This is a genomic window from Tessaracoccus caeni (assembly GCF_029211185.1).
Lineage (GTDB): Bacteria > Actinomycetota > Actinomycetes > Propionibacteriales > Propionibacteriaceae > Arachnia > Arachnia caeni.
The window spans coordinates 1-12351 of sequence record NZ_JARGDO010000009.1; the positions used below are offsets into that span (position 1 = coordinate 1).

The following is a 12351-nucleotide window of genomic DNA, read 5'->3' on the forward strand; positions in this document are numbered from 1 at the left end:
CGCGTCGCAAAAGCGAGCGGATCAGCGAGACCGTCACGACCTGGGGATCGATGACCCAGGAAATCCTCCAACTACGCGATCATCTCGCCGCGCAACAGGTCACCTGCGTCGTGATGGAAGCCACCAGTGACTACTGGCGGCCCTACTACTACCTGCTGGAAGACCTCCCGAACTGTGAGGTGATGCTGGTCAACGCCCGCCACGTGAAAACCGTTCCCGGCCGTAAAACCGATGTTAACGACGCTACCTGGCTCGCTCAGATCGGAGCCCACGGACTGGTTCGTGCGTCCTTCGTGCCACCACCTGAGATCCGTGAACTGCGTGACCTGACCCGTACCAGGGCCACCATCACCCGTGACCGGGCCCGCGTGAACCGTCCCAGGTTCTGTGCCGCTTCTATGCGGGGATCGGCTCTCGGGTGAGAGTCGCGTAGTAGGCGGCCTCGTATTCGACGGGGCTGCTCATTCCGAGGCTACCGTGGAGCCTGCGGTTGTTGTACCAGTCGACCCATGCGGCGGTCGCGTGTTCGATGTCAGCGATCGTGCGGTAGGGGCCATCGTGGAAGATCGTGGTGCGGATGCACTCGGTCTTGTAGAGCCCGTTGATGGTTTCCATCAGGGCGTTATCGTAGGCGTCACCGACCGTGCCGATCGACGGCGCGATACCGTCGAGAGCGAGTTTCTCCGTCCACGCCACGGACGTGTACTGGACCCGGCATCGCTATGGGCTCGGAGTTGCTCGGGCTGGATGGGCCGGCCCTGCCGGCCGCGTTCCCACAAAGCGATCCGTAGCGGGATCATCACGAGATCGACATGCTTGCTGGTTTGCGCATGCCAGGCCACGATGCGTTGCGAGTAGACGTCGAGGATGAACGCGACATAGACCCAACCGGTCCAGCTGCGTACGTAGGTGAAGTCCATCACCCAGGTGTGATCCGGCCGGGGCGCGGTGAAGTCCCGGTTCAGCAAGTCCCCAGCCCGGTTCCCGTTCTTCGACGGGATCGTGGTGCGGATCGCTTTCGCTCGCGTCACACCAGATAGGCCGAGCAGCCGCATCGCGCGGTCTACCGCGCCCCACGAGGCGTCGGGGGTCACGGTGCGGCGGATCAGCGCGGTCATCTTCTTCCGCCCGTACAAGCCTTCCGGGGTCATCTTCCGCCGCGCGACCCCAGCAGCGTCGACCACTGTTGTCCAAGCCGCGTCACGGACGGCGTCGACGACCAGGGCGTCGGTAATGGTGCGGGCCGCGATGCGGGGCTTTGTCCAGGCCCGGTAGGTTCTTGCAGCGATCTTCACGCCCTGCTCTCGCAGGACACGGACGATCGACTCGACTGCGTGACCCTCGGCCCGCATCTGATCGATGAAGCCCATGATCAGCGGTTGCGGGGGTCGAGTTCCCCCGCGAAGAAAATCGAGGCCTTCCTGAGGATCTCGTTGTCCTCACGCAACCTGCGGTTCTCAGCCTTCAACCGTTTGATCTCGGCGTGTTCTTCGCTGGTCTGACCATCACGGTCACCGGCGTCGATCTCGGCCTGGACCACCCACCGGCGCAGGGACTCAACACCGACACCTTCCTGGCGAGCGACGGCCGCGACGGCCTGCTGGTTCGAGGGGTACTCGGCACGGTGCTCAAGCACGAGCCTCACAGCCCGCTCACGTACCTGGGGATCAATCTTCCTTGGCATAACGCCATCCTTTCAACTCGAAAGGAAGCGGCATCAAACCCGGGCCGGTTCAACGAGATCAACCGGCTGGAGAAACTCCTCGAAGGCGCAGGTATCAAACTCTCCAGCGTCGTCACCAACCTCACCGGGGTCTCCGCCCGCGCCATGCTCACCGCTCTCGCCGATGGTGAACGCGACCCCGAAACCCTCGCCGGTTTGGCGCACTACAGCATGCGCGGTAAACAAGCCCAACTCATCGCCGCTCTGACCGGAGCATTCAAACCCCACCACGGACTCCTGGTCAAAACCCACTACACGCTGATCGATTCCTACGACCAAGCCATCAGCGAGATCACCCAACACATCGAGGTGGTGATCGAGCCCTTTCGTGTCTTCCGGGAACTACTCACCTCCATCCCCGGGATCAGCACCACCGTCGCTGACATCGTGATCGCGGAAACCGGGGCAGACATGACCCGGTTCCCCACCGCCGCTCACCTGGCCTCCTGGGCAGGAGTCGCCCCCGGCAGCAACGAGTCCGCCGGGAAACACAAAACCGCGTCCGTGCGCCACGGCAACAAACACCTCAAAGCAGCCCTCGGTATCGCGGCCCTGTCCGTGACCCGCACCAAGAACACCTACCTCGCCGCCAGGTTCCAACGCGTGAAAGCACGACGAGGAGGCAAACGCGCTCTCGTCGCGCTCCAACACACCATGATCACCACGATCTGGCACATGGCCACCAACGGCACCTACTACCAAGACCCCGGCACCGACTACCACGACCGGCAAAACCCCAACCGCACACGCCAACGACTGATCAAAGCCCTCAACACCCTCGGCTACGACGTCACCCTCACCCTCAAAGAAGCCGCCTAACCCCCACACCAACAGACCATCTTCGTAACAGGCTCCGCTGCGCTCCGCACCTCAAAGAGCGTGGAGGGTGCTTCGCGCTGGTCTTGATTGTCGAGGCTCCGCTGCGCTCCGCACCTCAAAGAGCGTGAGTGGTGCTTCGCGCTGGTCTTGATTGTCGAGGCTCCGCTGCGCTCCGCACCTCAAAGAGCGTGGCTGTCGTACAACTGCACTAATATCTGATCCATGGCCCGACGCATCCTCCATCTGGATCTGGATGCGTTCTTCGCTGCCGTCGAGCAGCGTGACAAGCCGAGCCTTCGCGGGAAACCGGTGGTCGTCGGTGGGGCCGGGCCCAGGGGTGTGGTGGCCACGGCGTCGTACGAGGCCCGACCCTTCGGCGTCCGCTCTGCGATGTCCGGGGCGGAGGCCAAGCGACGTGCTCCGAATGCTGCCTTTCTTGGCGGACGGTTCCAGGCCTACCGCGAGTCGTCCCGGATCGTGATGGGGCTGCTGCGGGAGGTCTCGCCGCTGGTGGAGCCGCTCAGCTTCGACGAGGCCTACGTCGATCTCGGCCCGGCCGGTTGGCAGGACGAGGAACTGGAGGATCGCGTCGCGGCGCTGCGTGCGGAACTCACCCGTCGTACCGAGGGTCTGACCGCCTCCGTCGGTGTGGCCAGCAGCAAGTTCCTGGCCAAGATGGCCTCTGAGGCCGCCAAGCCCAACGGCGCGCGCATCCTTCGCCCGCACGAGGAACTCGACTTCATCGCCCCCATGCCCGTGCGCGCGGTGCCCGGCGTCGGCCCCGCGACGGAGCAGCGGCTGATGGCCATCGGCGTCTATACGGTGCAGGATCTGCGCGAGGCCAGCCGCTCCGAACTGATCCGCCAACTGGGGCAATCGTCGGGGGAGGGGCTGGCGGAGCTGGCCTGGGCCCGGGATCCGCGTCGGGTTCAGGCGAGCCGCGAGGCCAAGTCGATCTCCACCGAGGACACCTTCCAGACCGACCTGAAGGATCCTGCCCAACTCGCCGCGATCCTGCGACGCGACGCCGCGCAAGTGGCCGCACGGCTGTCCAAGACAGGTCTCTTCGCCCGCACCGTGCACATCAAGGTGCGGATGGGCGACTTCACCACCATCACCAAGGCCTACTCGCTGGGCGGTGCCACCGACTCCCCGGACACCATCACCCGGGCCGGCCTGGAGCTGCTCGCGGAGGTCGACGTGCGCCCGGGCGTCAGGCTGCTCGGCATCGGCGTCAGCAACTTCGCCAGCGCCGGCCAGGAGGTGCTGTTCGACGACACCGACGATGCGAGCTCCGATCGACTCGAGGACGTGGAGATCGACACCTCGGCCGTCCGGGGGCGAGGCGGCTACTATCCCGGTGCCGATGTCGTGCACGCCGAGCACGGACGCGGGTGGGTGTGGGGATCCGGAAAGGGCCGGGTGACCGTCCGCTTCGAGCACCGCGATACCGGTCCCGGGCCGGTGCGCACCTTCGCCATCGACGACGAGGCCCTCGCCACGGTGCCCATCGATCCGTTGCCCCTCGCCCTGGCCGAGGATGCGGAAGACTAGTGCCCTGCGCCGAAAGTTCGTTGAAGTATCCGACGCCATATAAGGCACCTCGCTTCGTTGGCAGAACGCCTTGATAGGTACCGCTATCAAGGCGTTCTGCCGCCTTGCGATGCACCTCATCTGACGCCGCCTACTTTGCAACGAACTTCCGACGCAGGACACTAGACGAATGAACACGGGAGTTCGAGGAGCGCCGTCGGGCCTGTTCGTGGGGCTGGCCACGCTGGATGTGGTCCAGTTGGTCGACGGCATGCCTGGCCCCAACCAGAAGGTCACCGCCGCCGAGTCCTGGCTTGCCGCGGGCGGTCCGGCGGCCGCGGCCGCCATCGCGTTCTCGGCCTTGGGTGGATCGGCCACGTTGGTCACGGCGCTCGGCACCAACTCAGCGGCCGCGTTGGTCCGCGCCGATCTGGTGGCGGCCGGCGTGACGGTGATAGACCGTGCTCCGGACGGGTTCGGGCTGGCGCCGGCCGTGGTGATCGTCGACGCCGCCACGGGCGAGCGCACCGTCGTGGGCGGCCCGGTGCATCCACCCCAGACGCTGCCCGTCGAGGAGTCGGTCCTCGACGGATGCGACGTCGTCCTGGTCGATGGCCATCACCCGGCGCTGGCGCGGGCGGTCGTGCCCGCTGCGGCCGACAGGGCCGTACCCGTCGTTGTGGACGCCGGCTCGCACAAGCCCGTGTTCGATGAGTTGTGGGGCCACACCAGCGACGTGATCTGCTCGGCCGACTACAGCCACCCCTCTGGCCGATCGCACGAGACCCTGCTCGAGCACGGACCGTCGCTGGTGGCGGTCAGCCACGGCAGCGATCCGTTGCAGTGGTGGAGCTCGGACGAGTCGGGTGAGGTGCCGGTCCCTCGCGTCGCCGTGGCGGACACCCTGGGTGCCGGCGACGTGCTGCATGGCGCCTACGCCTACGCGCTCGCTGTGGGATCGCCTCGTGCGGATGCCCTCGCGTTCGGCGTGGCGGCGGCGTCGCGTCGAGTGGCCTGTCTCGGACCGTTTTCCTGGCGCGACGATCTGAAACGGTGGCGACGAGTACCCTAGTCAGATGGGACATCGTATGTTCGCGGCAGTGCTGCCGCCACAAGAGATCGTGGAGGAAATCAACCGTTTGCTTGCGCCTCGCAGGGAGGCGCTTCCGATGCTGCGTTGGACTCGGCCGGAAGGCTGGCACCTGACCACGGCATTCATGGAGGATGTCGACGAGTATCGCGTCGAGCCGTTGCTCGACGCGTTGGGGGAGGTGGCCGATCACCACGCGCCCTTCGACCTCAGCGTCGGGGGCGGATACGCGCTGCCGCACCCCGACACGGCCAAGATCATCGTGCTAGGGGTCTCGCGCGGATCCGACGAACTGGAACGGCTCTCCGTCGCCTGCCGCGGAGCCGCCAACCGGGTGGGCGCCAAACCCGACGGTCGCCGCTTCCTCGGACATCTCACGCTGGCCCGGCACGGCCGCGGCTTCCCGTCGACCAAGCTGCTCGCCGTCCTCGACTCCCTGGGCGAGTGGGCGTGGCGCGTCGACGAGTTCGCCCTGATGGAATCGCACCTCTCGACGAAACGCTACGACGTGGTCGCCCGCTTCCCGCTCAAGGGCGCGGATGCCCTAAGCTAGGCGGGCCGAGTCGCGAGCTTGGCGGGCCGCTGTGGTGAAATTGGTAGACACGCAGGATTTAGGTTCCTGTGCCTTCGGGCGTGAGGGTTCAAGTCCCTTCGGCGGTACCAAAACCCCTTGTCAACCCACCCATCGGTTACCGACGGGGTCGGCCGTCAACGCTCCGGCGGAGAGGGTGGCCAGGGCGGTGTGCAGATCGCCGACGTCGGGTTCGGGCACCGCCAGCCGGATGTAGGCCGCGTCCGACCAATCCACGCCATCCACTACAACCGGAGCGCCCGATGGCAGCACCAGCCCGCGCAACTGATCCTCGACGACGCCCACCTCCGCGAAGCCGACCCGCACGCTGAACACCTGGCACAGCGAGACGCGTCGCACGCCGGCGGCTGCAACGGCCTCGGCGACCGCGTCCGAGTAGGCGCGCACCAGCCCGCCTGCGCCTAACTTGATGCCGCCGAAGTACCGAGTGACGACGGCCACCACGTCGGTGAGTTCGTTGCGCTGCAGCACGGTCAGCATGGGGATGCCCGCGGTGCCGGCGGGTTCACCGTCGTCGGAACTGCGGGCGGTTCGGCCATCGGGGCCGAGGATGAATGCCGAGCAGTGATGCCGGGCGTCGAAATAGTGCGAGCGGCGCTCCTCGATCACCGCCCGCGCGTCGGCCTCCGTGGTGACGCGACGGATGCGGGTCAGGAAGCGGGAGCGTCTGATCTCCAGCTCCACATCGACGCCCCCGCCTTCGGGGGCGTCGATCGTGAGGAACCGGCTGGTCAGATGCCCAGCTCGCGACGGAGCTTGGCGACGTGGCCGGTGGCCTTGACGTTGTACTGGGCCACCTTGACGATGCCGACGCCCTGGTCGTCGACATCGATCACGAAGGTGGAGCGCAGCACGCCCTCGATCTCCTTGCCGTACAGCTTCTTGATGCCATAGGCGCCGTACTCCTTGAGCACGTTCTTCTCGGGATCGGCGAGCAGTGTGAAGGCGAGGTTGGCCGTCGCGTGGAACTTGGTGAGTCGCTCGACGGTGTCAGGGGAGCACCCGATGACGGTGTAGCCCTGCTCGGCGAAGGCGTCGATGGCGCCGGAGAAATCGGTCGCCTGGGTGGTGCAGCCGGGGGTCATGGCGGCGGGGTAGAAGTACAGCACGATGCGCTGACCTTTGAAGTCGCTGAGCGATACGGGGTTGCCGTTCTGGTCGGGCAACGTGAATTCGGGGGCAGTGGCACCTTGGGTCAATCGAGCGGTCACGCCGACATGCTACTAGGATCGCTGTAGCGATGCCGCGACGATGAGGAGTGAGGATGCCCGACAAACAGCGCACGATCGATGAGATCCGTGCCGAGATGGCCGCCAACCGCGTCAACGTCGGTGTCTCGGCGTCCCAACTGCGCGAGTCGATAAACCCGAAGAACATCGCCAAGAGCGGCATCGAGGAGACCAAGCAGTTCATCAAAGGCGAGTACGACGCCGCCAAGGCGCAGTTCGTCGACACCGATGGCAGCGTCAACCTGCAGCGCGTCCTGATCATCGGCGGCGCCGTCCTCGGTGCGGTGGTGTTCTTCGCGACGCTCAACTCGATCGGGCATCGTCGACAGCTCGCCAAGTTCAAGAAGCTGGCCATCGAGGCCGCTCAGTGAGCGAGGAGAACCTTCCTATCCGGATGCTGCACGATCGCGTGCTGATCGACTCCGAGGAGTCGGCCAAAGAGCGACGAAGCGGCGCCGGCATCCTGATCCCTGCCACCGTCCAGATGGGCAAACGGCTGAACTGGGCGAAGGTGGTGGCGATCGGCCCCAACGTGCGCGCCGTCGAGGTGGGGGACCGGGTGCTGTTCGACCCGGAAGACCGTTCCGAGGTAGAGATCGGTGGCAAGACCTGCATCCTGACCCGCGAGCGCGACCTGCACGCGGTGGCCGCCGAACGCATACCCGACGCCGGCACAGGGCTCTATCTCTAGGGCGGGATGGCCGTGTCGGGCGTCGTCGTGACTCCTGGAGCGAATGCCGCCGCGACACCGGAAAGGGTTGCCGGCGTGAGTCTGATGAAAAGCGCACACTCGACCCCTCTGAGGCTCAAAGAAAGGGCCGTAGGGGCGTCGAGTGTGCGCTTTTCATCGGTCTGCGCCGCGATCGGGTGTGAGGACGGAGCGCGCCCAAGAGACCAGTTATCCACAGATCTGGACTGGGGCTACCGAGGGATGGTGCGGAGGTAGTTGGATCGGGAGGCATGACGGAGAGGGGGAGTTACGATGAGTGCCATGACCACCGAGGCGCCGAGCTTCCTGCCCCACGGGCGGGAGTTGACGCGTGCCGATCTGGAAGCGCTGCCCGATGACGGGCACCGATACGAGCTCATTGACGGGGTGCTCGTCGTGACTCCCGCGCCTAGGTTCCGTCATCAAAGCACAGTGAGTCTTCTCCATATCGTTCTCCACGAAGCCCTGCCCGATGGCCTGGTTGTTCTTTTTGCGCCCTTCGATGTCGTGCTCGCCGACGACACAGTGATTCAGCCTGACCTGCTCGTCGCGCCGCGTGATGCGTTCACCGAGGCCGATCTGCCGACGGCCCCGTTGCTGGCCGTGGAGGTGTTGTCGCCGTCCACGCGTGGCATCGATCTGCTCTTGAAGAAGGACCGCCTCCAGAGGGCTGGGTGTCCGAACTACTGGGTCGTCGATCCCGACGAGCCCTCGATCGTGGCCTGGGCTCTCTCGGATGGGACGTATCAGGAGGTCGCCCGTGCTTCCGGTGCCGAACTATTCGACATCACCCAGCCCTTCGCAGTGCGTTTCTCGCCGGAGTCGCTTACCCACTGAGCGAGCGGCATCCAGGTTGTCCTTAGGGTTGCCGTGCTGCTCAATGCGTCCTTAACCGCTTGCTAACCCACCGAAGTCGGTGGGTTAGCAAGCGGTTAAGGACTGCGGACCAACGCGAAGAGGCCCGGTCCATTCGGACCGGGCCTCTCGCCTTTTCGTACACCTCCAGGGACTCGAACCCTGAACCCGCTGATTAAGAGTCAGCTGCTCTGCCAGTTGAGCTAGAGGTGCTCGCGAGGAAGAACATTACCGCGAGGGCGGCGGTTCGACAAATCGGCGGCACGAGGCCCTTCGAGACGATGCCCGCTACTTTGTCACGCATCTCGCGACTGCGTTCGGGGCGGGCATCCCTCAGGGACCTGGGGCGGGGGCGCTGCAGGGTTGTATGGGCGACGGCCACAGCGATTGCCTGCGGTGTCCTATCAGGGCGTTTTACCAACGAAGCCAGGTGCCGTAGATGGCGTTGGAGTTGGCAAGATATTTCGGCAACGCGCCAACAGGCCCTAGGTCAGGCGGCGGGGGTGAGGCCGAGTTGGTCGGTGGGGACGTCCTTGGTTTCGCGGGCCGTCAGGGCGCTGGCTGCAGCGATCACGCAGATCACGGCGGTGAAAGCCGAGATGACAACCCACCCTCCCTCGCGGACGCCGCCAAGGCCGGCGACGATCGACGGGGCGAAGCCGGCCATCAGGAAGCCCAGCTGAGTGCCGATCGCCATGCCGGAGAAACGCACCCGGGCGCTGAACATCTCGCCGTAGAACGACGGCCACACGGCGTTGGCGGCGGCGTAGCCGAAGGAGAAGGTGACGATCGCCAACAGGAACGTCAGCACGGTGTTCCCTGAGCCCATCGACAGCATGTAGAACGGCATGAACACCGCGGAGGAGACGGCGCCGTAGATGAACACCGGCTTGCGGCCGATACGGTCGGCCAGTATCCCGAACAGCGGCTGGGTGCCGAGCGCGACGATGTTGGCCGCCACCACCAGCCACAGCGTGAGCGACTCCTGCAGGCCCACCTCCTTGCCGTAGGCCAGGGCGAGGTTGCCGAACACCGTCGAGACGGCGGCGATGAAGGCGCAGAGGACGACGCGGATCACGTCGCGCCAGTGGTCGCGCATCAGCGGGATGAGCGGCACCTTGGCGATCTCGCCGCCCTTCTTGGCGTCCTCGAAGACCGGGGTCTCGTGCAGGCTGCGGCGGATGAAGAACGCGACGAGCACCACCAGGGCGCTCAGCCAGAACGGGACGCGCCAGCCCCAGCTGTACTTGATCTCGTCAGGCAGGGCGACAACCGGGATGAAGATCAGCGCGGCGAGGATCTGGCCGCCCTGCGTGCCGGTCAGCGTCCAGGAGGTGAAGAAGGAACGACGGTCGTCGGGCGCATGTTCCAGAGTCAACGACGACGCCCCCGCCTGCTCGCCGGCCGCGGACAGGCCCTGCATCAGGCGACAGAGCACCAGCAGCGCCGGCGCCCACCACCCGATCTGGCTGAAAGTGGGCAGGCAGCCGATGATGAAGGTGGACCCGCCCATCAGGATCAGCGTGAACATCAGCACCTTCTGGCGTCCGATCCGGTCGCCGAAGTGACCCAGCACGACGGCGCCCAGCGGTCGGGCGATGTAGGCGAAGCCGAACGTGGCGAACGACATCACCAGCGACGCCTGGTCGTTGCTGCCGAAGAAGATCACCGGGAAGATCAGCGCCGAGGCGGAGCCGAAGATGAAGAAGTCGTAGTACTCCACGGCGCTGCCCATGAAACTCGCCACGGCGGCGCGCACCGGCGTGCGGCGTGGGCTAGGTGTCGTCGTCGACATCGAGGCTCCTTATTTTCTTTTTGTCAGTTGCGTTGTTCCGCGGCCAGCAGGTGCAGGAAGTGCTGTCGCATGCGTTCGGGGTCGGGCTGCAGCCCGGTGATCAGCTCCATCGCCTCGACGGCCTGGAAGACGGCCATTCGCCCGCCGTCGAGAGTGGCGCAGCCCCAGCCTCGCGCGACCGTGAGCAAGCGGGTCTGGAGCGGGCGGTAAACGATGTCGGACACCCACAGCTCGGGACGCAGCAGATCCTCGTCGAGCGGCATGCCCGGGTGATGGTGCATTCCGATGGGGGTGCAGTTCACCAGGCCGGTGGCGTCGCGGAGGATGTCGGGGAGGTCCGACGGCGAGCCGGAGTCCACGGTCGCCGCACGTCGATGCCCCAGCGAGGATGCCAGCTCGGCGGCGCGGTCGGCGTCGACGTCGACGATGGTGAGCCGTTCTGCGCCCAGTCGCAGCAGCGCGTCAGCCACGCCGCTGCCGCCGCCACCCGCGCCCAACAGGACGATGTCGCTCAGGTCGGCCCCGGGCATGCCGGCGCGGAAGGCGCGCTCGTATCCGCTGGTATCGGTGTTGTAGCCGACCATGCCGGCCTCGGTGAAGATGACGGTGTTGACGGATCCCAGCCGCAGCGCGGTCGGATCGACGTGGTCCAGCAGGTCCACCACCTGCCGCTTGCACGGGAACGTGATGTTCAGGGCGTCGTAGCCGAGTGCGCGCGCCCAGCTGAGGATCTCGGGCAGCTGGTCGGCCGTCAGGCCGAGGGCATCGAGATCGATCGGGCGGTAGACGTAGCTGACCCCGAGCGCCGCGGCCTCGGCCATGTGCATGGGAGGGGTGAACGACGGCAGTACGCCGGAACCGATCAACCCGACCAGGTAAGGCCGCCTCGGTGCGGCAGTGGGGGACGTCACGGGGGACAGCGTAATTGCTATGACATAACCTGTGTCGCCGCGCTCACTGGGCGGGACGACGGCAGCGGGACGTCAGCCGAGGAGAGCCGGTGCGAGCCGCCGCCACCGTGGCCGGAAGGAGTAGACGCAGGCCAGCCGCACCAGCGCGCTCTGCTCGTAGGCGTCGATGCTCGCGGTGGGGCAGCCGAGTTGTGAGGCGGCTCGATCGACGGCGTCGCGGACGGTGGTGGACTGCGCATCGGTCCAGAGTCGTTGCAGACGACGGAGCCTGGCGTGAGCGCGGAGGTTGCCGAGGTCGAGGGCAGGGTCGCCCAGGCAGGCGGTGTCGAGGTCGATGATCCCTGGTCCCAGATTGGGATGCCACAGGAGCTGCTTGTCGTGCAGATCGCGGTGGATCGGGCGCCACGACTCGGTGTCGGGGAGGGAGGAGAGAGCGGCGACGGCGCCGTCGCGCGCATCGGCGAGCCGGAGTTGGGCGTCGCCCTCCGGGAAGACGGCCTTCGACGTCCAGTCGTCCAGCACCCTTACCTCGGCCGCGACATCGTGGACAGGCGCGGGTGGAGCGGTCCGGGAGACGGCGGCCATCCAGGCGGTCAGGGTCTCGTCCCAGGCCCGGTGCCACAGCTCGTCCGACCAGGAGGTGGCATCGTGCAGGCTCGCCCCGGCGACGGCGGAGAAGGTGACGGTGGAGGAGCCGTGGGCCAGCACCTCGGGGGTGCGGAAGGCGGAGGCGAAGGTCGTCGCATGGTCCATGCCCTGCAGGATCTTGGCCGCGCGCTTCCGGCGGACCACCTTGGTGAAGGCGCCGTCGGCCCCTCGGACCACCGCTCGCTTGCCGGGTCGATGCGAGACGACGGTGCCGGCGGTTCGGGTGAGCGCCTCGGCCAGGGCGGGCAGGGCTGGGTCGGTGCCGGGTACCAGGGCGGTGAGTCGCCCGGCGTCCCAGGAGCCGCCCCGGATGCGCCCGTGGAGGCGGAGCTCGACGCTGAGGCGCGGGCCCCTGTCGGGCCAGGCGCGGGCGACGCGCCAAGCCTCATCTCCCAAGACCACCCATTCGGGGAGCTGGGTCGGTGCCACAGCGCCCTTCGAGACGAT

Annotated in this window: 12 protein-coding genes, 2 tRNA genes and 2 pseudogenes; 9 read left to right on the forward strand and 7 right to left on the reverse strand. The window is 66.5% G+C overall.

The features are described 5' to 3' along the window. Positions 1-368 (forward strand): annotated as a pseudogene (locus tag P0D62_RS09335) (IS110 family transposase); the annotation flags it as partial. A gap of 28 nt (positions 369-396) precedes the next feature. On the opposite strand, the pseudogene P0D62_RS09340 reads toward P0D62_RS09335, so the two are convergent. Beyond that, a pseudogene (locus P0D62_RS09340) lies at positions 397-1684 on the reverse strand (IS3 family transposase). Between the two features lie 210 nt (positions 1685-1894). On the opposite strand from P0D62_RS09340, the gene P0D62_RS09345 reads away from it, so the two are divergent. From P0D62_RS09345 to P0D62_RS09365, 5 genes are all read left to right on the forward strand, one after another. Next, positions 1895-2542 carry a transposase gene (locus P0D62_RS09345; RefSeq protein WP_275702510.1) on the forward strand — a complete coding sequence of 216 codons (648 nt, stop codon included), beginning with the start codon at positions 1895-1897 and terminating at the stop codon, positions 2540-2542. Positions 2543-2764: 222 nt separating this feature from the next. Next, positions 2765-4096, forward strand: coding sequence for a DNA polymerase IV (locus P0D62_RS09350; RefSeq protein ID WP_275702369.1), 1332 nt, complete (start codon positions 2765-2767; stop codon positions 4094-4096). A gap of 169 nt (positions 4097-4265) precedes the next feature. Continuing rightward, positions 4266-5147: a PfkB family carbohydrate kinase gene (locus P0D62_RS09355; RefSeq protein WP_275702370.1), complete on the forward strand. Its 882-nt coding sequence runs from the start codon at positions 4266-4268 to the stop codon at positions 5145-5147. A gap of 16 nt (positions 5148-5163) precedes the next feature. Next, positions 5164-5718 carry an RNA 2',3'-cyclic phosphodiesterase gene (thpR, locus tag P0D62_RS09360; RefSeq protein ID WP_275702511.1) on the forward strand — a complete coding sequence of 185 codons (555 nt, stop codon included), beginning with the start codon at positions 5164-5166 and terminating at the stop codon, positions 5716-5718. Between the two features lie 25 nt (positions 5719-5743). Further along, positions 5744-5828 (forward strand) — tRNA-Leu (locus P0D62_RS09365). A 10-nt stretch (positions 5829-5838) separates the two neighbouring features. Here the strand turns inward: P0D62_RS09365 and P0D62_RS09370 are convergent. Further along, the gene (locus P0D62_RS09370) at positions 5839-6441 is read right to left on the reverse strand and encodes an IMPACT family protein (RefSeq protein ID WP_275702371.1); all 603 of its coding nucleotides are present in this window, start codon (positions 6439-6441) and stop codon (positions 5839-5841) included. Between the two features lie 47 nt (positions 6442-6488). Beyond that, entirely contained in the window at positions 6489-6968 is a 480-nt protein-coding gene (gene bcp / locus P0D62_RS09375) for a thioredoxin-dependent thiol peroxidase (protein ID WP_275702372.1), read from the reverse strand. Positions 6969-7021: 53 nt separating this feature from the next. On the opposite strand from bcp, the gene P0D62_RS09380 reads away from it, so the two are divergent. From P0D62_RS09380 to P0D62_RS09390, 3 genes are all read left to right on the forward strand, one after another. After that, positions 7022-7357: a DUF3618 domain-containing protein gene (locus P0D62_RS09380; RefSeq protein WP_275702373.1), complete on the forward strand. Its 336-nt coding sequence runs from the start codon at positions 7022-7024 to the stop codon at positions 7355-7357. Between the two features lie 23 nt (positions 7358-7380). Then, positions 7381-7677, forward strand: a complete 297-nt coding sequence (locus tag P0D62_RS09385; protein ID WP_275702512.1) for a GroES family chaperonin — start codon at positions 7381-7383, stop codon at positions 7675-7677. Between the two features lie 300 nt (positions 7678-7977). After that, positions 7978-8532: a Uma2 family endonuclease gene (locus P0D62_RS09390; RefSeq protein ID WP_275702374.1), complete on the forward strand. Its 555-nt coding sequence runs from the start codon at positions 7978-7980 to the stop codon at positions 8530-8532. Positions 8533-8690: 158 nt separating this feature from the next. Here the strand turns inward: P0D62_RS09390 and P0D62_RS09395 are convergent. From P0D62_RS09395 to P0D62_RS09410, 4 genes are all read right to left on the reverse strand, one after another. Beyond that, a tRNA-Lys gene (locus P0D62_RS09395) sits at positions 8691-8763 on the reverse strand. 277 nt (positions 8764-9040) lie between these two features. Beyond that, on the reverse strand, positions 9041-10345 hold the full coding sequence (locus tag P0D62_RS09400) for an MFS transporter (protein WP_275702375.1): 1305 nt from the start codon (positions 10343-10345) through the stop codon (positions 9041-9043). Between the two features lie 23 nt (positions 10346-10368). After that, a complete protein-coding gene (locus tag P0D62_RS09405; RefSeq protein ID WP_275702376.1) occupies positions 10369-11256 on the reverse strand; it encodes a shikimate dehydrogenase in 888 nt (295 codons plus the stop codon). A gap of 72 nt (positions 11257-11328) precedes the next feature. Then, positions 11329-12333 (reverse strand): phosphotransferase, encoded by a 1005-nt coding sequence (locus P0D62_RS09410; RefSeq protein WP_275702377.1) that lies wholly within the window; start codon positions 12331-12333, stop codon positions 11329-11331. Positions 12334-12351: the final 18 nt, after the last annotated feature.